19 protein-coding genes are annotated in these 21,252 nt (G+C 73.2%); 5 read left to right on the top strand and 14 right to left on the bottom strand.

The window, feature by feature from the left end:
* Nucleotides 1-87 precede the first annotated feature (87 nt).
* The 10 genes from pstB to KBY32_RS21415 form a co-directional block, all read right to left on the bottom strand.
* Entirely contained in the window at nucleotides 88-864 is a 777-nt protein-coding gene (gene pstB, locus KBY32_RS21460; RefSeq protein ID WP_055624831.1) for a phosphate ABC transporter ATP-binding protein PstB, read from the bottom strand.
* 55 nt (nucleotides 865-919) lie between these two features.
* A complete protein-coding gene (gene pstA / locus KBY32_RS21455) occupies nucleotides 920-1,984 on the bottom strand; it encodes a phosphate ABC transporter permease PstA (RefSeq protein ID WP_055624807.1) in 1,065 nt (354 codons plus the stop codon).
* Nucleotides 1,981-2,985 carry a phosphate ABC transporter permease subunit PstC gene (pstC, locus tag KBY32_RS21450; protein ID WP_055624806.1) on the bottom strand — a complete coding sequence of 335 codons (1,005 nt, stop codon included), beginning with the start codon at nucleotides 2,983-2,985 and terminating at the stop codon, nucleotides 1,981-1,983. Before pstC ends, pstA begins: the two co-directional genes overlap by 4 nt.
* 131 nt (nucleotides 2,986-3,116) lie before the next feature.
* Nucleotides 3,117-4,247: a phosphate ABC transporter substrate-binding protein PstS gene (pstS, locus tag KBY32_RS21445; protein WP_210981210.1), complete on the bottom strand. Its 1,131-nt coding sequence runs from the start codon at nucleotides 4,245-4,247 to the stop codon at nucleotides 3,117-3,119.
* Nucleotides 4,248-4,470: 223 nt separating this feature from the next.
* Nucleotides 4,471-4,893: an NUDIX hydrolase gene (locus KBY32_RS21440; RefSeq protein ID WP_055624804.1), complete on the bottom strand. Its 423-nt coding sequence runs from the start codon at nucleotides 4,891-4,893 to the stop codon at nucleotides 4,471-4,473.
* A 28-nt stretch (nucleotides 4,894-4,921) separates the two neighbouring features.
* Complete coding sequence (locus KBY32_RS21435; RefSeq protein ID WP_210981209.1) at nucleotides 4,922-5,938, bottom strand: CHAD domain-containing protein; 1,017 nt, start codon at nucleotides 5,936-5,938, stop codon at nucleotides 4,922-4,924.
* The gene (locus tag KBY32_RS21430) at nucleotides 5,919-8,294 is read right to left on the bottom strand and encodes an RNA degradosome polyphosphate kinase (protein WP_370592199.1); all 2,376 of its coding nucleotides are present in this window, start codon (nucleotides 8,292-8,294) and stop codon (nucleotides 5,919-5,921) included. The genes KBY32_RS21435 and KBY32_RS21430 overlap by 20 nt, the downstream gene beginning before the upstream one ends.
* A gap of 129 nt (nucleotides 8,295-8,423) precedes the next feature.
* On the bottom strand, nucleotides 8,424-9,422 hold the full coding sequence (locus KBY32_RS21425) for an ABC transporter permease (RefSeq protein ID WP_210981208.1): 999 nt from the start codon (nucleotides 9,420-9,422) through the stop codon (nucleotides 8,424-8,426).
* Complete coding sequence (locus tag KBY32_RS21420; RefSeq protein ID WP_210981207.1) at nucleotides 9,419-10,306, bottom strand: ABC transporter ATP-binding protein; 888 nt, start codon at nucleotides 10,304-10,306, stop codon at nucleotides 9,419-9,421. The genes KBY32_RS21425 and KBY32_RS21420 overlap by 4 nt, the downstream gene beginning before the upstream one ends.
* Entirely contained in the window at nucleotides 10,303-10,689 is a 387-nt protein-coding gene (locus tag KBY32_RS21415; RefSeq protein ID WP_055624799.1) for a GntR family transcriptional regulator, read from the bottom strand. Before KBY32_RS21415 ends, KBY32_RS21420 begins: the two co-directional genes overlap by 4 nt.
* Before the next feature lie 112 nt (nucleotides 10,690-10,801).
* Here KBY32_RS21415 and KBY32_RS21410 point away from each other — a divergent pair, with 112 nt between their 5' ends.
* Nucleotides 10,802-11,476: a hypothetical protein gene (locus tag KBY32_RS21410; protein ID WP_210981206.1), complete on the top strand. Its 675-nt coding sequence runs from the start codon at nucleotides 10,802-10,804 to the stop codon at nucleotides 11,474-11,476.
* A 7-nt stretch (nucleotides 11,477-11,483) separates the two neighbouring features.
* Here the strand turns inward: KBY32_RS21410 and mshD are convergent, their stop codons facing one another.
* On the bottom strand, nucleotides 11,484-12,419 hold the full coding sequence (mshD, locus tag KBY32_RS21405; RefSeq protein ID WP_055624797.1) for a mycothiol synthase: 936 nt from the start codon (nucleotides 12,417-12,419) through the stop codon (nucleotides 11,484-11,486).
* A gap of 145 nt (nucleotides 12,420-12,564) precedes the next feature.
* Here mshD and KBY32_RS21400 point away from each other — a divergent pair, with 145 nt between their 5' ends.
* The 4 genes from KBY32_RS21400 (at nucleotide 12,565) to KBY32_RS21385 (ending at nucleotide 17,939) form a co-directional block, all read left to right on the top strand.
* Nucleotides 12,565-14,379 (top strand): bifunctional UDP-sugar hydrolase/5'-nucleotidase, encoded by a 1,815-nt coding sequence (locus tag KBY32_RS21400; protein WP_210981205.1) that lies wholly within the window; start codon nucleotides 12,565-12,567, stop codon nucleotides 14,377-14,379.
* 95 nt (nucleotides 14,380-14,474) lie between these two features.
* On the top strand, nucleotides 14,475-15,692 hold the full coding sequence (locus KBY32_RS21395) for a DUF2993 domain-containing protein (RefSeq protein WP_210981204.1): 1,218 nt from the start codon (nucleotides 14,475-14,477) through the stop codon (nucleotides 15,690-15,692).
* 100 nt (nucleotides 15,693-15,792) lie between these two features.
* Nucleotides 15,793-16,884 (top strand): type VII secretion integral membrane protein EccD, encoded by a 1,092-nt coding sequence (locus KBY32_RS21390; RefSeq protein ID WP_210981203.1) that lies wholly within the window; start codon nucleotides 15,793-15,795, stop codon nucleotides 16,882-16,884.
* 14 nt (nucleotides 16,885-16,898) lie between these two features.
* Nucleotides 16,899-17,939: a type VII secretion protein gene (locus KBY32_RS21385; RefSeq protein WP_247689756.1), complete on the top strand. Its 1,041-nt coding sequence runs from the start codon at nucleotides 16,899-16,901 to the stop codon at nucleotides 17,937-17,939.
* Nucleotides 17,940-17,943: 4 nt separating this feature from the next.
* Here the strand turns inward: KBY32_RS21385 and KBY32_RS21380 are convergent, their stop codons facing one another.
* The 3 genes from KBY32_RS21380 to KBY32_RS21370 form a co-directional block, all read right to left on the bottom strand.
* On the bottom strand, nucleotides 17,944-19,377 hold the full coding sequence (locus tag KBY32_RS21380; RefSeq protein WP_055624792.1) for a HAMP domain-containing sensor histidine kinase: 1,434 nt from the start codon (nucleotides 19,375-19,377) through the stop codon (nucleotides 17,944-17,946).
* Complete coding sequence (locus KBY32_RS21375; RefSeq protein WP_115508231.1) at nucleotides 19,374-20,108, bottom strand: response regulator transcription factor; 735 nt, start codon at nucleotides 20,106-20,108, stop codon at nucleotides 19,374-19,376. The genes KBY32_RS21380 and KBY32_RS21375 overlap by 4 nt, the downstream gene beginning before the upstream one ends.
* Nucleotides 20,109-20,194: 86 nt before the next feature.
* Nucleotides 20,195-21,247 (bottom strand): S1C family serine protease, encoded by a 1,053-nt coding sequence (locus tag KBY32_RS21370; RefSeq protein ID WP_210981202.1) that lies wholly within the window; start codon nucleotides 21,245-21,247, stop codon nucleotides 20,195-20,197.
* Between the last annotated feature and the right edge of the window lie 5 nt (nucleotides 21,248-21,252).

The following is a 21,252-nucleotide window of genomic DNA, read 5'->3' as shown; positions in this document are numbered from 1 at the left end:
CGTGGAAGGGCCCGCCCCCGGCTCCTGGGGGCGGGCCCTTCCTCTGCCTCGCGATGGCACCGCCATGCAGCACCGCGAGGGGTCCGGTCAGCCGAAGCGGCCCGAGATGTAGTCCTCGGTGGCCTGGACCGAGGGGTTGGAGAAGATCCGCTCGGTGTCGTCGATCTCGATGAGCCGGCCGGGCTTGCCGACCGCGGCCAGGTTGAAGAACGCCGTGCGGTCGGAGACACGCGCCGCCTGCTGCATGTTGTGGGTGACGATGACGATCGTGAACCGTTCCTTCAGCTCCCCGATCAGGTCCTCGATGGCGAGCGTGGAGATCGGGTCGAGGGCCGAGCAGGGCTCGTCCATGAGCAGGACGTCCGGCTCGACCGCGATGGCGCGGGCGATGCACAGCCGCTGCTGCTGGCCGCCGGACAGCCCCGAGCCGGGCCTGGCCAGCCGGTCCTTGACCTCGTTCCAGAGGTTGGCGCCGCGCAGGGACTTCTCGACGATGTCGTCCAGCTCGGACTTCTTGTAGGAGCCGTTCAGCTTCAGGCCGGCCGCCACGTTGTCGTACACCGACATGGTGGGGAAGGGGTTGGGGCGCTGGAAGACCATGCCGACCTCGCGGCGCACGGCGACCGGGTCGATGCCGGCGCCGTAGAGGTTCTCGTCGTCCAGGAGGACCTTGCCCTCGACGCGGCCGCCCGGGGTGACCTCGTGCATCCGGTTGAGCGTGCGCAGGAAGGTGGACTTGCCGCAGCCGGACGGGCCGATGAAGGCCGTCACGGAGCGGGGCTCGACGGTCATGGAGATGTCCTCGACCGCGAGGAAGGAGCCGTAGTAGGCGTTGAGGCCGCTGACATCGATGCGCTTGGCCATGGGGATCACTGCTTCTTTCGTCCGGGTCGCTGACTGTGGCCGGCAGAGGGTCGCGTCAGCGACCGGCCTTGGGGGCCTTCCAGCGGGCGATGCCGCGGGCCGCCAGGTTGAGGATCATGATGAAGGCGATGAGCACCAGGGCCCCCGCCCAGGCGCGGTCGTAGGCGGCGCCCGAGCCGCCGCTGTTGGCGTACTGCAGGTAGATGTAGACGGGCAGGGAGGCCTGCGGGTCCTGGAAGGGGTTCGCGTTGATGAAGTTCGTCACCCACACCAGGAGCAGCAGCGGGGCGGTCTCGCCGGTGATGCGCGCGACCGCGAGCATCACACCCGTGGTGATGCCGCCCACGGAGGTCGGCAGGACCACCTTGAGGATGGTCCGCCACTTCGGCACGCCCAGCGCCAGCGACGCCTCGCGCAACTCGTTCGGGACGAGCTTGAGCATCTCCTCGGTGGAGCGCACGACGACCGGCAGCATCAGGATGGCCAGGGCCATGGAGCCGGCGAAGCCGGAGTAGCCCATGCCGAGGACGACGATCCACAGGCTGAGGACGAACAGGCCGGCGACGATCGACGGGATGCCCGTCATGACGTCCACGAAGAACGTGATCGCCTTCGCGAGCCTGCCGCGGCCGTACTCGACCAGGTAGATCGCGGTGAGCACGCCGATCGGGACGGCGATGGCGGTGGCGATGCCGACCTGCTCCAGGGTGCCGAGGAGGGCGTGGTAGATGCCGCCGCCGGTCTCGGTGTCGGCGACGACGCCCATCGAGTGGGTGAGGAAGTAGCCGTCGAGGACCTTCACACCGCGCCGGACCGTCTCGTACACGAGGGAGGCCAGTGGGATCACGGCGAGCAGAAACGCGACCCAGATCAGGCTGGTGGCGACGCGGTCCCTGGCCTGCCGGCGGCCCTCGACCCGGGCCGAGACGCCGTACGTGCCGGCGACGAACAGCAGGGCGGCGATCAGCGCCCACTGGACGCTGCTGTCCAGGCCGGCGACCGCGCTGATGCCGAGGCCGAGGGCGACGGACCCGGCGGCGACCACCCAGGAGAACCACTTCGGCAGGGTGGCGCCCTTCAGGCTGCCCGGGCGCGGGGCGGAAACGGACGTGTGGCTCATGCGTTGGCCCCCGAGAACTCCTTGCGCCGCTCGATGATGAGCCGGGCGGTGCCGTTGACCAGCAGGGTGATGACGAAGAGCACCAGACCGGAGGCGATCAGGGCGTCCCGTCCGTCGGTGGTGGCCTCGTTGAACTTGCTCGCGATGTTCTGGGCGAAGGTGCCGCCGCCCGGGTCCAGCAGGCTGGCCTCGATGTCGAAGGTCGGCGACAGGACCATCGCGACGGCCATCGTCTCGCCGAGCGCGCGGCCGAGGCCCAGCATCGAGGCGGAGATGACGCCGGAGCGGCCGTAGGGCAGGACGGCCATCCGGACGACCTCCCAGCGGGTGGCGCCGAGGGCGAGAGCGGCCTCCTCGTGCGCCCGCGGGACCTGCCGGAAGATCTCCCGGCTGACGTTGGTGATGATCGGCAGGATCATGATGGCGAGCAGGATGCCGACGGTGAACAGCGAGCGCGGGGCGCCGCCGTTCCACTCCAGGACGCCGGTCCAGCCGAGGTACTCGTCCAGCCAGGCGTACAGGCCGCCCAGGTGCGGCACCAGGACGAGGGCGCCCCACAGGCCGTAGACGATCGACGGGACGGCGGCGAGCAGGTCGATCACATACGCGATGGGGCCGCCGAGGCGGCGCGGGGCGTAGTGCGTGAGGAACAGCGCGATGCCGACGGAGACCGGGACGGCGATCGCCAGCGCGATGACCGACGACACGACCGTGCCGAAGGCGAGCACCGCGATGCCGAAGACCGGTGGGTCGCCGGTGGGGTTCCACTCGAAGGTGGTGAAGAAGTTGGCCTCGTCCTTGCCGATCGCGCTCGCGGCCCGAAGGCTCAGGAAGACGGCGATGGCGGCCATGAGCACCAGCAGGAAGATGCCGGAGCCGCGGGAGAGGGCGAGGAAGATCCGGTCGCCGGGGCGGGTGGCGCCTCGGGCGCTGGAGCCGCGCTCGGCCCGGTCCGGGAGGGAGGTGGGTGGAGCCGTGTCGTTCTTTACTGATATGTCCATGGGGGTCTCCGGTCTGCGGAGCCGCCGCGCGGGGCGGCTCACGGCGGAGCGCGCCCGGCGGCGGGACGCTCCTGGCGGCGGTGCACCGGAAGTGCGGCCGGACCCGGGCGGGGGCCCGGCCGCGGCTCAGGTCAGCTCAGGCTCGAGACGGTGGAGCGGACCTTGGTGATGATCTCGGCGGGGACCGGGGCGTAGCCGGCGTCGGCCAGCAGGCCCTGGCCGTCCTCGGAGGCGATGTAGGAGAGGAAGGACTTCACGGCGGGCAGGGACTCCGCCTTGTTGCCCTTGTCGCAGACGATCTCGTAGGTGACGAGGGTGATCGGGTAGGCGCCCTCGGCGGACGGCGTGTAGTTCAGCTCCAGCGCCAGGTCCTTGCCGGTGCCGACGACCTTGGCCTCGGAGATCGACTTGGTGGCGTTCTCGGTGGTCGCCTCGACCGGCTCGGCCGCGCCCGTCTTGATCTTGACGGACTTCATGCCGTCCTTGACGTAGGACAGCTCCATGTAGGAGATGGCGCCCGAGGTCTGGGCCACCTGCTGCGCCACACCGGAGGAGCCGGACGCGGACTGGCCGCCCTTGGCCTCCCAGGACTTGCCGTGCTCGTACTTCCAGTCGTCGGGCGCGGCGGCGGACAGGTACTTGGTGAAGTTGTCGGTGGTGCCGGACTCGTCCGAGCGGTGGAACGCCTGGATCTTCAGGTCGGGCAGCTTCGCGTCGGGGTTGAGCTCCGCGATGGCCTTGTCGTTCCAGTTGGTGATCTTGCTGTCGAAGATCTTGGCGAGGGTGGGCGCGTCCAGGACGAGGTTGTCGACGCCGGGCACGTTGTAGCCGACGCCGATCGGGCCGACGACCATCGGCAGGTCGATGGCCTGGCCGCCGTCGGTGCAGGCGGTCTTCTTGGACTCGGTGATCTCCTCCGCGTCCAGGGCCGAGTCGGAGCCCGCGAACGCGGTCTGGCCCTGGAGGAAGGCGGTGACACCGGCACCGGAGCCGGTCGGGTTGTAGTTGAGCTGCACGTCCTTGCAGGCCGCGCTGTACTGCCGGACCCACGCGTCGATCGCGTTCTTCTGCGCGGAGGAACCGGACGCCTGCAGCTGGCCCTTCGCGTCGCCGCAGTCGATGGCGCCGGCCTTGGCGGTCGCCGCCGAGTCGCCGCCGGAGGTGCCGGTGTCGTCGGAGCCGCACGCCGTGAGCGCCAGGGCGCCGGAGACGGCGAGAGCGCCGAGTGCGAGAGCCCGCCGGGTCTTGCGCTGAAGCTTCACTTGAGGGGTTTCCTTCCGGGAGCCGCCGTCCTGAATTCGGCGGCGTGCGAAGAATGGTGATGAGGACACGTCCCCCGGGGCGCGGTCTCTCATCGTGCACGGCCGAAATTAGACAGATCAGGTGAAGCCGCCGAAGGGCGTGCGTGAACGGAGGGTGAACCCCTGAGGACGGGGCGGTGCGGCCTCAGGGCCCCCGAGCCCGGCCTGTTCCGAACGAAAGGCCCTACGCCTGGTGCAGTGAGGCGAGCAGCGCGTCGACGAGGACGCGGTCCCTCGGCTGGGTCAGCCGGTCCCGGGCGCGCTCCGGGGTCAGCCAGAGCACCTGGTCGACCTCGGAGTTCGGCGTGAAGGTGCCGGGGCCCGCCTCGGCGGCCCAGTACCGCACCTCCTTGGGGCGGCCGTCCACGGGATAGCGGACCGTCGGCAGCTCGGCTCCGGGCCGGGCCGTGTGCCCGGTCTCCTCCTCGACCTCGCGCAGCGCCCCGGCGAGCGGGTCCTCGCCGGGGTGCAGCTTGCCCTTGGGGTGCGACCAGTCGTCGTACTTCGGCCGGTGGACCAGGCAGATCTCCAGCTCGCCGGTGTCGGGCGAGCGGCGCCACAGGACGCAGCCCGCGGCGTGCACCGTACGGTCGTCCGCTTCCGTCACCGGGTGCGCCTCCTCGGGCCGGTGTGGGTCAGGGCGTGCCCACGGTCTGTTTCTGCCAGGACTGCTGGAACGCGAACCGGGCCGCCTCCACCTCGTGCCGCTGGTCGGCGTGCAGGACGCCGAGCGCGTAGGCCGTCGCGGGCGCGATCCGGGGGGTGCGGGCCGCCTCGGCGGCGGCGGTGGCCGCCTCGGCGGCGTCCCGGTGCCGGTCCAGGGCCTGCCCGGCCGCCGTCAGCCGTACGTCCATCAGGTCGGCGTGCAGGACCTCACGGGCGTAGCGGTGCAGCCGCAGCAGGAGGCGGACCTGGTGCCAGGGCGCGTCCTGCGGATGTGGCGCCGGGTCCGGGGACAGGCCGTGGACCAGCGCCTCCGCGTTGTATGGGTGCCCCGCGGTCACCAGGGGCAGCGCGGCCACCGCGGCGGAGAGCCGCTCCTCGGCGGCGCCCGCCAGGGGCCGCAGATCGGCGCCGGCCGCCCCCGGGGCGAGCGGGACCTCGCTGGCCAGCAGGGCGACCGTGTCGGCGAGCGCGTGGAAGCGGCTGCCGCCGAGGGCCCGCAGGGCGGTGGAGTGGGCGCGGGTCCGGGCCAGGGTGAGCTGCCGTTCGAGCAGGGCGCCCGCCTTCGCCGCGCCCACGGCGAGCTTGCCGGGCTCGGTGGCACCGGACGGCGCCGGGCCCGGCGCCTGCGCCGGGAGCACCGGGGTCCCCGACAGCCGGTGCAGCGCCAGCAGCAGCCGCTCCAGACGGGCCGCGTACGCCTGCTCCAGGGCGAGCGTGCCCGACAGCCAGGACAGTTCCGGCCGTACGGACTCCGACCAGGCGGGGTCCAGCAGCGGGCGGAACGTGTGCAGGCTGCCGCTGATCCGGCGGGCCGAGCGCCGCAGCGCCCGGACCGCGTCGACGGGCTCCGCGCCGGCGCCGCCCTCCCGGTGCAGGCGCAGCGCGCGGAGGAACTCCGTGGCCTGGGCGCGGAGATGGTCCGCGAGGGCCGTCCCGGGCACCGCGCCGGCCGCGGGGTCCGCCGGATCAGGGGGTCGGTGTGCCACGCCGGCGCCTCCGGGCGTCTATGAGCATCTCCTGGACGTTGCGCAGGGGCTGGCCCTCCGCGTCCGTCGCGTGCCGGGTCCACTCGCCGTCCGGGCCGAGGTGCCAGGACGCGGTGGTGTCGGACATCCCGGTCTCCAGGAGCCGGTTCAGCGCCGCGCGGTGCGCCGGGTCGGTGACCCGGACCAGGGCCTCGATACGGCGGTCGAGGTTGCGGTGCATCATGTCGGCGCTGCCGATCCACACCTCGGGCTCCCCGCCGTTGCCGAAGGCGAACACCCGGGAGTGCTCCAGGAAGCGGCCGAGGACCGAGCGGACGCGGACGTTCTCCGACAGGCCGGTCACGCCTGGGCGGACCGCGCAGATGCCCCGCACCCAGATGTCCACCGGGACGCCCGCCTGGGACGCGGCGTAGCAGGCGTCGATCAGGGCCTCGTCGACGATCGAGTTGACCTTGATGCGGACGTAGGCGGGACGTCCGGCGCGATGGTGCTGGACCTCCTTGTTGATCCGGGCGATCAGGCCGTCGCGCAGGGACTTGGGGGCGACCAGCAGACGGCGGTAGGTCTCGCGGCGCGAGTAGCCCGACAGCCGGTTGAACAGGTCGGACAGGTCCGCGCCGACCTGCGGGTCGGCGGTCAGCAGGCCCAGGTCCTCGTACAGGCGGGCCGTCTTCGGGTGGTAGTTGCCGGTGCCGACGTGGCTGTAGCGCCGCAGGGTCTCGCCCTCCTGACGGACCACCAGCGACAGCTTGCAGTGCGTCTTCAGGCCGACCAGGCCGTACACGACGTGGCAGCCGGCCTCCTCCAGCTTGCGCGCCCACTTGATGTTGGCGTGCTCGTCGAAGCGCGCCTTGATCTCGACCAGCACCAGGACCTGCTTGCCCGCCTCGGCCGCGTCGATGAGCGCGTTGACGATGGGGGAGTCGCCGGAGGTGCGGTACAGGGTCTGCTTGATCGCGAGGACGTCCGGGTCGTCGGCCGCCTGCTCCAGGAACGCCTGCACGGACGTGGAGAAGGAGTCGTACGGGTGGTGCAGCAGGACGTCCCGGCTGCGCAGCGCGGCGAAGATGTCCGGCGCGGACGCCGACTCCACCTCGGCGAGGTCGCGGTGGGTGCCCGCGATGAACTTCGGGTACTTCAGCTCCGGCCGGTCGATGGAGGCGATGCGGAAGAGGCCCGTGAGGTCCAGGGGGCCGGTCAGCGGGTAGACCTCGGCCTCGCTGATCTTCAGCTCGCGCACCAGCAGGTCCAGGACCTCCTGGTTGATGTTCTCCTCGACCTCCAGGCGCACCGGCGGCCCGAAGCGGCGCCGCATGAGCTCCTTCTCCAGGGCCTGCAGGAGGTTCTCCGCGTCGTCCTCCTCGACCTCCAGGTCCTCGTTGCGGGTGACCCGGAACGCGTGGTGCTCCAGCACCTCCATGCCCGGGAACAGCTCCTCCAGATGCGCGGCGATGACGTCCTCCAGCGGGACGTACCGGCCGGGGGAGGCCTCCAGGAAGCGGGAGAGCAGCGGGGGCACCTTGACGCGGGCGAAGTGCGGGGTGCCGGTGACGGGGTTGCGGACCCGGACGGCCAGGTTCAGGGAGAGCCCGGAGATGTACGGGAAGGGGTGCGCCGGGTCGACGGCCAGCGGGGTCAGCACCGGGAAGATCTGGTGCCGGAACAGGGTGAAGAGGCGGGCCTGCTCCTTCTCCGTCAGCTCGTTCCAGCGGACCAGGTGGATGCCCTCCTCCGCGAGTGCGGGAGCCACGTCCTCGTGGTAGCAGGCGGCGTGCCGGGCCATGAGCTCACGCGAGCGGGCCCAGATCATCTCCAGCACCTCGCGCGGCTGCAGCCCGGAGGCGGAGCGGGTGGCCACGCCGGTGGCTATGCGGCGCTTCAGACCGGCCACCCGGACCATGAAGAACTCGTCCAGGTTGCTGGCGAAGATGGCCAGGAAGTTCGCCCGCTCGAGCAGCGGGGTGGCGGGGTCCTCGGCGAGTTCCAGCACCCGCTCGTTGAACGCCAGCCAGCTGCGCTCCCGGTCGAGGAAGCGGCCCTGGGGCAGCTGGACGCCCTCGACCTCGTCGACGTCGTAGGCGTCGAGATCGGCGTCGATGTCGGGTTCCAGGTCGGAGACGGCCGCGGAGGCGACGGTGTGCGGGCGGTGCGCCGCGATCGAGCCCACGGAGGGCTGCGCGTGCTGGACCTGTGCCTGGGCGTTCGAGGACTGGCTCATACGCCCATTCTTCCGTGCATCGAGGCGTACAGGCGCGTCGGAACGCGCGGGTGGGAGCGTCACCGGGAGGCGTCGTACGTCCCCGTTCCCCGCGCCCGTGTGCGGAGGCGGCGCGGGCTCTGGCACGGCGGGAGTCATGCGCCGAGGGTGGCAAGGCCGGTTGAACCGCCGGTTACCAGGACATGGCGTGCGGGACACGGCCGCGCGCGTCCGCACGCCCCTCCCCCCGTGGAGAGACGTACGGACGCGTGCGAGCGGCCGCTCCCGTCATACGGCTCGCGCGACCCGGCGGTTCAGCAGACGGAAGGAGAGCAGCACCGCGAGGGCCGCGAGGGTGAGGACGACGGCCGTCTCGGTCAGCTGCAGCGGCCAGAAGTGCGAGGCCGGGTGGAAGTCGCGGTAGTAGCCGACGATGTCGTGCTCGGCCAGACAGCGGGCGTCGTCGACGCAGATCGGGTCGGCGACACGGGCCCCCTTCGAGGTCAGGGCGCCGTCGTCGACGACCATGCCGGTCCACTCGGGGTACTGCTTGCCGGTCAGCGTCCTGACGGGCCACAGGTACGGGCGCACATCGCTGAGGGCGATCATCAGCGCGCCGAGGCCGAGGACCGCGGTGCCGAGGGCGGGCAGGGCGCGGCGCTGGAGCATCCCCGCGAGGGCGCCGACGGCCAGGCCCAGCAGGGCGTAGGCGGTGGCGAGGGTGCCGTTGGCCTCGTAGGCCGGGCTCTGGTGCCAGTCCGCCATGCCGACGGTGACGCGCAGCGCGGGGTCGGCGGTGAACAGCAGGCGGTGCAGCAGGGTGAGCACGAGCATGCCGGCGGCCAGCAGCGCGGCCGGGACGGCGAGCTTCGCGGCGAGCCAGCGGGCCGGGGAGACCGACTGGGTCCAGGCGAGGCGTGCCGTGCCGTTCTCCAGTTCCCGGCCGATGAGCGCGGCGCCGGCCCAGGCCGCGGTGAGGAAGGGGACGATCTGGATGAGCCCGCCGGCCAACGCCTCGGCGCTCTGGTAGCGGTCGGCGGCACGGCCCCCCATGTCGCAGCCCAGGTTCGGCCGGCCGTCGAGACAGCCCCGGGACCGGTACTCGGCCCAGGCGGCGTCCGCGCCCGGCCCGTACGCCCACAGCAGGACACCGGCGGCGACGGCCACCAGCATCACCCAGAACCAGAGCGCCGAGCGGTGCAGCCGCAGCGTCGCCCAGAGCAGGCCCCGGGGTCCGCGCCGCGCGGTGACGGCGGGCGCGGTGCTCTTGAGGGTCACGGTGGTCATACGGCGGCCTCCCGCACGTCGTCGATGAGCAGGGCGGGAGCCTGCGGGGCACGGAGATGGGCGAGGACCAGCTCCTCCAGGGTGGGGGCGGTGTCCTGCCAGCCGGCGTCGAGGGGGCCCTCGGGCCGGACCAGGGCGGTGAGCGAGCGGCCGGTGGTGCGCGACTCGACCACGGTGTGCGGCTCCAGGGAGGCGTCGGCCCGCCCGGTGACCAGGCGGTGTGCGGCGAGCACGTCGTCCAGCGGGCCGGACAGGCGCACCCGCCCGGCGCCGAGCAGCAGCAGATGGTCGCAGGAGCCCTCCAGCTCGGCGACGACGTGCGAGGACATCACGACCGTGGTGCCGTGTCCGGCCGCGTCCGCCATGAGGGACGCCGTCAGCTGGTGCCGGGCGAGCGGGTCGAGGTCGGCCATCGGCTCGTCCAGGAGGAGCAGTTCGGGCCGCTTGCCGAGCGCGAGGGCGAGGGCCACGCGGGTGCGCTGGCCGCCGGACAGGGTGCGGATCTTCGCCTCCGGGTCCAGCTCGCCCTCGGCGACGATCCGCTCCGCGACCTCGTCGTCCCAGCGGCCGGGGTTCAGCTCGCGGCCCCAGCGCAGGGTCTCGGCGATGGTGAGCTGGAGGTGCAGCGGCTTGTCCTGGGCGACGTAGCCGACGCGGGCGCGGACCTCGGCGGGGGACCGGCCGAGCACGGTGAGCGTGCCGGCGGTGGGCCGGGCCAGCCCGGCGGCGAGGGAGAGCAGGGTCGACTTGCCGGCGCCGTTCGGGCCGACGACGGCGCACACGGCGCCCGCCGGGATCCGGAACGCGCAGCCGTCCAGCGCCGGCTTCCCCCGCCGCCCGAACCGCATGCCCAGCCCGGCCGCCTCGATGGCGGTCTCGGTCATGACGGGTCCCCCTTGAAGTGTGTGTCCAGTACGGAAGTGAAGAGCGCGTCCACGTCGTCGCGGTCGAGCCCGGCCTCGCGGGCCCGTACGGCCCAGGCGTCCAGCTCGGCCCGGAGCGGAGACTCCGCGGGGGCGGTGCTCAGCGCCCGGCGCACGAAGGTGCCGAGTCCCCGCCGTGCCTCGACCAGGCCCTCGCGCTCCAGCTCGCGGTACGCCTTGAGGACGGTGTTCGGGTTGATGGCGGTCGCCTCGACGACCTCACGGGCGGTGGGCAGCTTGTCCCCGGGCTCCAACAGGCCCAGGCGCAGCGCCTGTTTGGTCTGCTGGACGATCTGCACATAGGTGGCGACGCCGGAGCGCCGGTCGATGCGGTACTCGATCATCGCGTTCCACCACCCTTTCACTAATCGAGTAGTGAAAGGGTGGTGCAAGGCAGTGGGGGATGTCAAGCGGGGGCCGGTACGGTGACGGCGGCCGAGGGCAGGGGAGGGGCGCGTGAAGCTGTCCGCAGCATGTGTGGTGGCCGTCGACGTGGGCTCCGTCCGCACCGGTTCCTTCGCCTGGGCGGCGGTCGACATGCCGGGGCACACGCTCACCGCGCACGGCGACGACCCCGCGGGTGCGGCCGGAGTGCTGAGCGCGGCCCTGACGGACGGGGCGAGCACGGTGCTGGCGCTCGAGGCGCCGATGTCCGTGCCGGTGCCCGGCGACTGGAAGCTGCTGGGCAAGGGCCGTACCGGGGAGGGGAACCGGGCCTGGTCGGCGAGCGCGGGGGCCGGGGCGCTGGCGACCGGTCTGGCGCAGGGGGCGTGGCTGCTGGCGGAGGTCGCCCGCGCGCTGCCCGGACTCGCGGCCACCACTCAGGTACCGCGCTGGCGCGGTGCGGCGGACGGCGGTGCCCCGCTGCTGCTCGTGGAGGCGTTCGTGTCGGGGGAGGGCAAGCCGGTGCCGACCGCGCTGGGGCCGCACGCCGCCGACGCCGAGGCGGCCGCGCGGGCGGTGGCGGCGCGGCTGGCCGGCGAGGACGGCACCGATGGCACCGACATGACCTGCGCGCCGCAGCGCGCGTTCAGTCTGCTCGCCGCGCAGGCGCGCTGGGCCGGGCTGGCCGTCGCAGGCGACGAGCTCGCACTCGACGTCCTCGTGGTCCGCGCCCGGCCCGCGGGGTGAGGGTCGCTCAGGTTTCCGTGCGGTACATCAGGTCCGTCTCGTACGTCGTGAAGCCGAGCCGTTCGTAGACGGACACCGCCGCCTTGTTGTCGGCGTCGACGTAGAGCATGGCCGTGGGCAGCCCCTGCGCGGCCAGATACCGCAGGCCGACCGTGGTCAGGGCCTTGCCGAGGCCGCCACCCTGGACGCCGGGACGCACCCCGAGGACGTACACCTCGCCGAGCCGCTCCTCCGCGTGGACCTTCGTCCAGTGGAAGCCGACCAGTTCGCCCTCGCGTTCGGCCAGGAAGAAGCCCGCCGGGTCGAACCACGGCTCGGCCATGCGGTCGTCGAGGTCGCGCTGGGTGAGCGAGCCCTGCTCGGGGTGGTGGGCGAACGCGGCGGCGTTCACCGCGAGCCAGGCCGCGTCGTCCTGGCCGGGTACGAACGTACGGACCGTGACGCCCGCCGGGAACACCGGGTCCGGCAGATCCAGGCCGGTCAACGGCATCCGCATCTGCCGCAGTTCGCGGAACAGGGTCAGCCCCAGCACCTGGGCGAGATGACGGGCGGCGGAGTGCCCGCCGTGCGCCCACACCCGCAGCCGCTTGCCGGACGCCGCCAGCAGGGCCGTGCCCAGCGCCCGCCCGTGCCCATGGCCGCGGTGCGAGGGGTGCACGACCAGCTCGGCGGCGGGCGCCTCCACCGGGTCCGTGTCCTCCAGCTGGGCGTACCCGACGAGTTCGCCGCCCGCCGTCAGCAGCAGATGGGAAACGCCCTCCCGGCCGCCGCCACCGCTGTGCCGCAGCTGGATCCTGCCCTGCTCGGACACCGCCTGCTGCCCGTCGATCCGGGCGGCCTCCGCGAGCAGTTCGAGGACGGCCTCGGTCTGCTCCGGGGTGAGGGCGGAGCAGGTCTCCACGGAACGGGACGGGACGGAGCGGGCGATGTCGTCGCTGGTCATGCGTACGAGGGTAAGGGGCGGTCCGGGCAAAGTCGCGGCACAGAAGCAACCAAGGTGTAACCCGGAACCCCCTGTCGCGCTACGCGCGTTGACTCTAGGCTGCGGGCCGACGGGCCCATGCCACTCACGACCCACAGGGGGGCGGATGTCAGCCACATCCCACCAGCAGCACCGCAGACGCCGTACATACGCACTGGTCGCGACGGCCGCCGGGCTCGCCACCGCCGGCGCGCTCGCCGCGGCCCTCCCCGCGACCGCCTCGCCGGCCCCTTCCGGCAAGGGCGGCCACGGTCACGGCCACACCAGCCGCTACCAGGACGTGCAGCTGCTGTCCTTCAACGACCTGCACGGCAACCTGGAGCCGCCGTCCGGCTCCTCCGGCCGGGTCACCGAACTCCAGGCCGACGGCACCACGAAGACCATCGACGCGGGCGGCGTGGAGTACCTGGCCACCCATCTGCGCCAGGCCCGCGAGGGCAACGCGTACTCCGTCACCGCGGCCGGCGGCGACATGGTCGGCGCCTCCCCGCTGATCTCGGGCCTCTTCCACGACGAGCCCACCGTCGAGGCGCTGAACAAGCTCAAGCTCGACGTCACCTCCGTCGGCAACCACGAGTTCGACGAGGGCTCCAAGGAACTGGCCCGCCTGCAGAACGGCGGCTGCCACCCCACCGACGGCTGTTACTCGGACAAGAAGTTCAAGGGCGCCGACTTCCCCTACCTCGCCGCGAACGTGCTGAGCGAGAGGAGCGGCAAGCCGATCCTCAAGCCCTACTGGGTGTGGAAGAAGAAGGACGTCAAGATCGGCTTCATCGGGGTCACCCTCGAGGGCACCCCGGGCGTCGTCTCCGCCGAGGGCGTCAAGGGCCTGAAGTTCAAGGACGAGGTCGAGACGATCAACAAGTACGCCAAGGAGCTGCAGCGCCAGGGCGTGAAGTCGATCGTGGCCCTCATCCACGAGGGCGGCTTCCCGGCCTCCACCTCGTACAACTACGACTGTGACTCCGGGAGCGCCGGCTCCGGCGTCTCCGGCCCGATCGTGGACATCGCCAAGAACATCACGCCGGCGGTGGACGCGCTGGTCACCGGCCACACGCACAACGCGTACGCGTGCACGATCCCCGACCCGTCGGGCAAGCCCCGCACGGTCACCTCGGCCTCGTCCTTCGGCCGCCTCTACACCGACACCACGCTGACGTACGACCGCCGCACCGGCGACATCGCCCGTACGTCCGTGAAGTCCGCGAACCACGTGGTCACCCGGGACGTCGCCAAGGCCCCCGACATGACCGCGCTGATCTCGAAGTGGAACACCCTCGCGGCGCCCATCGGCAACCGCCCGATCGGCTACATCTCCGCCGACATCGTCAAGGACGGCACCGAGTCCCCGCTCGGCGACCTGATCGCGGACGCCCAGCTCGCCTACGGCAAGGAGCTGGACCCGGAGACCGACCTCGCGCTGATGAACCCTGGCGGCATCCGGGCGCCCCTGACCTACGCGGCCCAGGGTGCCGAGGGCGACGGCGTGGTCACCTACGCCGAGGGCTTCACGGTGCAGCCGTTCTCCAACACGGTGAACCTCCAGGACCTCACCGGCGCCCAGCTCGTCCAGGTGCTCAAGGAGCAGGTCAGCGGCACCAACGCGGCCTCGCCGAAGATCCTGCAGATCTCCGCGGGCCTCACCTACACCCTCGACCTGACCAAGTCGGGCGCGGACCGTGTGGTGACGGACTCGATCAAGCTGAACGGCGCCGCGATCGACCCGGCGGCCACCTACCGCGTCGCGATGAACAACTTCCTCGCGGGCGGCGGCGACGGCTTCACCACGCTGGGCCAGGGCACGAACCCGCTCGTCGGCACGGACGACCTGACGGTGCTGCAGAAGTACCTGACGGCCAACTCCACGCCCACGAGCCCGATCGCGCCCCCGGCGGCCGACCGGATCACCGTCGTCCAGTAGGACGGCACCCCCGCACCGGTGGACAGGCGTGAACTGGATCGCAAACCTCCGGTAGCGGTTGCGGGTGGGGGGAGTGCGCATGGTCGGATGGACCGATGCGTTCCCCCCACCACATAACGGCGCATCACCCCCCGAACCCCTACGAGGAACTCGGCAGGCTGGACGACGGCCCGCTCGACCACTTCCTCACCGAGGACGCCGGGCCACTGCCCGGAGAGGCGGAGGCCCAGGACGACCCCTGGGCCCCGCCGGACCACCGCAGGAACGGCCGGCGCAAGCGACGCGGCCGGCTCGCCGGAGCACCGCTCGCCCTCAAGGCCGTCGTCGGCCTCCTCGTCCTCGCCGCCTTCCTGACCCTGGCCGACCGCTGGGCCCTGCTCTACGCCGAACGCCGGTCCGCGGACGCCCTCCAGGACCGCCTGCACCTCGCGGCGGCCCCCGAGGTCGAGATCGACGGCTTCCCCTTCCTCACCCAGCTCGCCGGCGAACGCCTCGACTCGGTCAGGGTGACCGTCCCCGACGTGGCCGCCGACCGTGTCTCGCTCGCCCAGGTGACGGCCACCGCGCACGACGTACGCCTGGACACCGACGGTCCGCTGAAGGTGCGCGGCGCCTCGGTCCCCGCCCTGGAGGGCGACGTCCTGCTCTCCTTCGCCGACCTGCGGCGTGAACTCGGCGCCTCCCAGGTGACGTTCACCGGCGAGGGTCGCGACCGGGTGCGGGCGCGCGGCACCCTGCCCGTCGCCGGACACGACCTCAGACTGCACGCCGAGGCCCAGGTGCGGCGCGAGGGCGAGCGCGGCATCGCCACCCACATCGGCGGGATGCGTCTGGAGATCGGCGACCTCGCGACCTACCGCCCCGGCGCCCGCGCCTCCGACGGCCTGCATCTGAGCCGGGCGTCGGCGGCCCGGCTGGCCCGCGAGACCCGCAAGGCGAAGGCGCTGCTGTCGGTCCCGGCCGTCGTCCGGCGCCTCGGCGTCCCCGACGCGGCCGTCCGCGCGGCCCTGCGCAACGAGGCCGAACTGACCGAACTGACCGGCAGCCCCCGCTTCGTACGGCAGGCCATGCGCCTGAACCTGATCGACCTGGCGCTGGAGCACCCGAAACTGCTCGGCCTGCTCGGCTTCGACCCGGCCCTCCTGGACGCGCTGCCCCGTCTCACCCGCCCGGTCCTCACCGACCGACTCTCGCTCGGCTTCCGGCTGCCCGAACCCCCGGACGGACGGCTGCGGCTGCGGGACGTCCGTGTGGAGAAGGACGGCATCCGGGTCCGTCTCCAGGGCACGGACCTGGCGGTCGGCCGGAGTTGAGGAACAGCGATCACTCCTGGTCACAGGCGCGGGCGGGACCTTCCCGCTTCCCTCACGCCCTCTCCATCCACCCGGATCGGCCGGTGGTAGGTTCGGGCGCGTGACAACCACGGGGTCCGAGCGCACGCCGGCGCCGGAGGTCCTTTCCCGCGGCCCCGCCGGGCACGACGCCGCCGACGCGTCCACCGACGACCCCGGGGTCCGGCCCTGGCGATGGCGGCCCTCCGCACGACGCGCCGCCGGCGCGACCGCGGCCGTGCTCTGGGCGTCGGCCGCCGCCGTCCTCGCCCTCCACCGGTTCGACCCGGCCACCGTCGGGTCCGTCCTGCTCCTCACCGCCCTGGCCGCCGCCGCGGCCGGGGTCCTGTGCGGGCGGGCCCGGCGCTCCACGACCGCCGTCACCCTTCTCGCGCTGGCCGCCGCCCTGGCCGTCGTCGGCGTGTGGGCCTCGGCCAGCGCGCACGACTGGCCCGGACCGCTGCGGGCGGCGGCCCTCGCCGGTGCCGTGGCCGCCGCGTCGGCGCTCGCCGGCTGGTGCACCCCCGCCGGGCGTCCCGCGCTGACCGGCGCCGCGGCCGTCGCCGGCTGCCTCGTCCTCGGAGAGGCGGCGGTCCTGTTCCAGGGCGGCGCACACACGGCCGTCCAGCAGAGCCGGGCCGCCGCCCTGCCCGCGCTCGCGGTGGGCCTCGCCCTCGGCGTCCTGCCTCGGCTCGCCCTGACCGCCAGCGGCCTCACCGCCCTCGACGACCGCCGCACCGGCGGCGTCTCCGTCAGCAGCCACGGCGCCGGCACGGCCCTCGCGGTCACCCATCGCGCCCTCGCCCCGGCGACCGTCGTCCTCGCCCTGGCGGCGGGCGCGTCGGGCGTCCTCCTGCTGCGCACCGCGACCGCCGGGACCGTGACGCTCGCCGTGCTGCTGGCCCTCGTCCTCGTCCTGCGGGCCCGCGCGTACCCCCTCACCGTCGAGGTCGGGGCGCTGCTGCTGGCCGCCGCCGTCGTCGTGGTGCGGCTCGCCGCGACGTGGGGGGAGCCGGGCGTCGTCGTCCTCGCCCTGCTCGCGGTGCTGCATCTGACCGTGCATCCGTCCGAGGCGCTGCGCGCGACGCTGCGCCGGGCCGGCGACCTGCTGGAGCCGTGGGCCGTGCTCGCCCTGGTACCGGCGGCGGTCGTGGTGTCCGGCGGCTTCGCGTAGGGCAGGGTGACGGCGTGACGGGGACTCAGGACACGCAGCGCGGCCCGCTCGGGCCCGCACCGGACGGCGGCCGGGGCCGGGAGCCGTCCCCGCCGCCGGTTCCCCGGCAGACCTTCGTGCCCGACCACACCCGGGGCACGCCCGAGTCGGTGCCGACCGTCGACCCCCGCCTCGCCGTCGCCCTGGGACGCCCGCAGCACGGCGACTCGGCCGCCCGCCGGGCCGGTGCCTCGCTGCGCCGGCTGACCGCGTCGGCCGCACAGGACGTCACCGAGCACACCCGGCTCGCCCGTGAGGTGCAGCAGCCCGTCACCACCGGACGGGTCGTCGCCGTCACCTCGATCCGCGGCGGCGTCGGCAAGTCCACGGTCGCCGCGCTCCTCGGGCGCACCTTCAACCACTACCGGCACGACCCCGTCCTCACCCTGGAGGCCGACGCCGCCCTCGGCACGCTCCCGATGCGCATGGGCGCCAAGACCGTGCGCTGGACCTGCGCCGACCTCGCGTCGATCCTGACCCCGTCGATGGGCCTGACCGACCTCACCGGCTATCTGGTGCCCGTCCAGGACGGCGGCTGGCTGCTGCCCGCGAGCCAGGGCCGGGTCGGCGCTCCGCTGGACGTACGGACCTACCGGACCGTGACCCTCGCGCTGCGCCGCTACTTCGCGGTCACCGTCGTGGACAGCGAGACGCTGCCCGGCGAGGTGGCCCGTACGGCGATGGACACCGCGCACGCCCGGGTCGTGGTCGCCCCGATGACCGCCGAGGGCATCCACGGCACCCGGCAGGTGCTGGACTGGCTGGCCCAGCTGCCGCACTCCGCGCTGCACAGCACGGTCGTGGCCCTCAGCGCCGCCACCCCGGACGCCACCCTCGACGAGCGGACGGCCGTCGCCCACCTGCGGGAACCGGGCGTCCCGGTCGTCCTGCTCCCCTACGACCGGCATCTCGCCCAGGGCGGTCCCATCCGCACCGACCTGCTCGCCACCGCCACCCGCGACGCGGCCGTCCGCCTCGCGGCGGAGGCCATGCGCCGCGCGGTCGCCGCCCGCTGATCCGCTACGGCGTCTCGGGCGGGGGCGTCGGCGCCCCCGGCAGCCGTACGGTCGCCACCGTGCCGCCGCCCTCGGCGCGGGTCAGCGCGACCTCGCCGCCCGACTGCTCGACCGTACGGGCCACGATGGACAGGCCGAGCCCCGAACCGGGCAGCGCCCGTGCGCTCGGTGAGCGCCAGAACCGGTCGAAGACGTACGGCAGTTCGTCGGCGGCGATGCCCGGGCCGTGGTCGCGGACCGTCAGGACACCGTCGGCCAGGTCCACCTCGACCGTGCCGTCCGGCGGGCTGAACTTCACCGCGTTGTCGAGGATGTTGACCACCGCGCGCTCCAGTGCCGCCGGCTCCGCGCGGACGTACCAGGGCCGCAGGTCGGCGCTGATCGTCAGCTCCGGGCCGCGCAGCCGCACCCGGCGCAGCGCGGCCTCCACGGTGTCCGTCAGGGAGACCACCTGGACCCGCTCGCCGCGCTGGCCCTGCGGCCGGGACAGCTCCTGGAGGTCGCCGATCAGGGCGGCCAGTTCGGTCATCTGCGCCTTCACCGAGGCGAGCAGGGCCTTGCGGTCCGCCTCCGGGAGGGGCCGGCCCGTCTCCTCGCTGCGGGTGAGCAGTTCGATGTTGGTGCGCAGCGAGGTGAGCGGGGTGCGCAGCTCGTGCCCGGCGTCGGCGATGAGCTGCTGCTGCAGCTCGTGGGAGCTGGCCAGCGAGGACGTCATGGAGTTGAACGACCGGGAGAGCCGGGCGATCTCGTCCTCGGCGTCGTCCTCCACCGGGATGCGGATGCTCAGGTCCTCGGTGCGGGCCACGTGCTCGACGGCCTCGGTCAGCTTGTCCACCGGACGCAGCCCGGCCCGCGCGACCGCGAGCCCGGCCGCCCCGGCGCCGACCACGCCGACCCCGGAGACGAGGAGGAGGATGAGGGCCAGGTCGTTGAGGGTGGCGCGGGTGCTCTTGAGAGGCACCGCGAGCTGGAGGGCGACCCCCTGCCCGTCGGTCGGGTCCACCCCGAGGTACCGGGTCAGCACCCGGACCTGCTCGCCGTCGTCGTCGGTGCCGTCGCGGAAGTGGACCTTGCGCTGGTCGGCACGCCGGATGACGTCCGCGTCGGAGCCGGTGACCTCGACCGTGCCCGGCGAGTTCGGGTCGACGCACGGGGTGCCCCGCTCCTTGATCGCCTGGACGTAGTCGCTGCGGCCCGGGAAGACCTGCGTGTCGGCCGGGGGGTCCTGCGTGCACTCCTGCAGGAGCGCCGTGACCGTGCCGGGCCGGCGGGCCATCTCGTTCAGGTCGTCGTTCAGCTGTTCGTACAGCTTCCCCTGCACCAGGAACCAGCACGTCACCGACACCGCCGCCACCGCGAACGCCACCGCCGCCGCCACCAGCAGCGACAGCCGCGTGCGGATCGGCAGGGCGCGGAAGCGGCGCAGCGCCCTGGTCACTCGGCGCCGCCCTGGCGCAGCACGTACCCCACGCCCCGGACGGTGTGCACGAGCCGCGGCTCGCCGCCCGCCTCCGTCTTGCGGCGCAGATACATGACGTAGACGTCGAGGGAGTTGGACGAGGGCTCGAAGTCGAAGCCCCAGACGGCCTTCAGGATCTGCTCGCGCGTCAGGACCTGCCGGGGGTGCGTCAGGAACATCTCCAGCAGCGTGAACTCGGTGCGGGTCAGCTCCACGGGCCGCCCGCCCCGGAAGACCTCCCGGGTCGCCAGGTTCATCCGCAGATCGCCGAAGGTCAGCACGTCGCCGTCGTCAGGGCGGCCCGCCCCGGCCGCCGCGTACGAGCTGCGCCGCAGCAGCGCGCGGACCCGGGCGAACAGCTCGTCCAGCTCGAACGGCTTGACGAGGTAGTCGTCGGCGCCCGCGTCCAGCCCGGTGACGCGGTCGCCGACGGTGTCGCGGGCGGTGAGCATCAGGATCGGCGTGGTGTCACCGGAGCCGCGGACGCGCCGGGCGGCGGTCAGGCCGTCCATCCGGGGCATCTGGATGTCCAGGACGATGAGGTCGGGCCGGTAGGCGGCCGCCTTCTCCAGGGCGTCCGCCCCGTCGACCGCGACCTCGGTGGCGTAGCCCTCGAAGGCGAGACTGCGCTGGAGGGCTTCACGCACCGCCGGCTCGTCGTCGACGATCAGGATGCGCTGCGGTTCACGGTCGCCGTCGGCGGGGCTCATGGGCTCGGTTTCCTCGGATGCGGTGGGACGGACGGGATTTCAGCGGCTGAACGTCTTCAGCCTCGCATGTGGGTCAACGACAGGGTTCAGCTCTGCGATCCCGCCCGCAGCTTCGCCAGGTCGGCCTTGACCGTGTTCACCGGGATGGCGAAGCCCAGGCCGACGCTGCCGGCGTCGGAGGAGCCCGACCCGGCCGCCGAGTACATCGCCGAGTTGATGCCGATGATGTTTCCGTTCATGTCGATCAGTGCGCCTCCGGAGTTGCCCGGGTTCAGGGACGCGTCCGTCTGGATCGCCTTGTACGTCGTCGTCGACGACCCGGTGTCGCCGTTGAACTCCCGGCCGCCGAACTCGAACGGCCAGCCGCCGTCGGGCTGCTGCTGCTGCCCCTCGTCCGTGGAGACCGTGACGTCGCGGTCGAGCGCGGAGACGATGCCGCTGGTGACCGTGCCGGTCAGGCCCTCGGGCGAGCCGATCGCCACGACCTCGTCGCCGACCTGCACCCCGTCGGAGTCGCCGAGGGTGGCCGCCGTCAGCCCGGACGCCCCCTTGAGCTTGATCAGCGCGAGGTCCTTGCCGCTGTCGGTGCCGACGACCTCGGCGGTGTACTGCTTGCCGTCGTCGGTGCGCACGGTGACCTGCGAGGCGCCGGAGACGACGTGGTTGTTGGTGACGATCTCGCCGTCACTCGTGATGATCACGCCGGAGCCGGTGGACGTGCCGGAGTTCGACTGCGCCTTGATCTCGACGATGCTCGGGCTGACCGCCTTGGCGACCCCGGCGACCGTGCCCTTCTGGCTGGACGGGACGACCGTCGTGCCGGCGGGCGCGCCGGTGGCCGCGGTGCCGTCGTGGGTCAGCTCCTGGATGCCGTAGGCGGTGCCGCCGCCGATCGCCGCCGCGACGATCGCGACGGCGGCGAGGAGGGCGACGGGGCGGCCGCGCCTGCGGCGCCGTCCGGCCGGCGGCTGCGCGACCGGCTCGTGGAGGAGAGCGGTGGGCGGCGTCCCGCCCTCGGGGTGACCGGCCGGGTAGGCCGGCGGGGGCGGCCATTCCGGGTTCACGGGGGAGGAGGCGTGCTGCTGGGCGCCCGGGTACGGGTGGTCGTCGTCGCCGCTGCGGCGGTAGCTCTCGGTCATACGAA

This window comes from Streptomyces sp. RK62 (genome assembly GCF_018070255.1).
Taxonomy (GTDB): domain Bacteria; phylum Actinomycetota; class Actinomycetes; order Streptomycetales; family Streptomycetaceae; genus Streptomyces; species Streptomyces nigra.
The sequence above is the reverse complement of the archived record's forward strand: the minus strand, read 5'-3'. Positions and strand labels throughout refer to the sequence as shown.

Coding starts and splice junctions, on each gene's coding strand:
- pstB (WP_055624831.1), bottom strand. CDS start 864: ATGGCCAAGCGCATCGATGTCAGCGGCCTCAACGCCTACTACGGCTCC.
- pstA (WP_055624807.1), bottom strand. CDS start 1,984: ATGAGCCACACGTCCGTTTCCGCCCCGCGCCCGGGCAGCCTGAAGGGC.
- pstC (WP_055624806.1), bottom strand. CDS start 2,985: ATGGACATATCAGTAAAGAACGACACGGCTCCACCCACCTCCCTCCCG.
- KBY32_RS21430 (WP_370592199.1), bottom strand. CDS start 8,294: ATGACTCCCGCCGTGCCAGAGCCCGCGCCGCCTCCGCACACGGGCGCG.
- KBY32_RS21425 (WP_210981208.1), bottom strand. CDS start 9,422: ATGACCACCGTGACCCTCAAGAGCACCGCGCCCGCCGTCACCGCGCGG.
- KBY32_RS21420 (WP_210981207.1), bottom strand. CDS start 10,306: ATGACCGAGACCGCCATCGAGGCGGCCGGGCTGGGCATGCGGTTCGGG.
- KBY32_RS21415 (WP_055624799.1), bottom strand. CDS start 10,689: ATGATCGAGTACCGCATCGACCGGCGCTCCGGCGTCGCCACCTATGTG.
- mshD (WP_055624797.1), bottom strand. CDS start 12,419: ATGACCAGCGACGACATCGCCCGCTCCGTCCCGTCCCGTTCCGTGGAG.
- KBY32_RS21400 (WP_210981205.1), top strand. CDS start 12,565: ATGTCAGCCACATCCCACCAGCAGCACCGCAGACGCCGTACATACGCA.
- KBY32_RS21395 (WP_210981204.1), top strand. CDS start 14,475: ATGCGTTCCCCCCACCACATAACGGCGCATCACCCCCCGAACCCCTAC.
- KBY32_RS21375 (WP_115508231.1), bottom strand. CDS start 20,108: ATGAGCCCCGCCGACGGCGACCGTGAACCGCAGCGCATCCTGATCGTC.
- KBY32_RS21370 (WP_210981202.1), bottom strand. CDS start 21,247: ATGACCGAGAGCTACCGCCGCAGCGGCGACGACGACCACCCGTACCCG.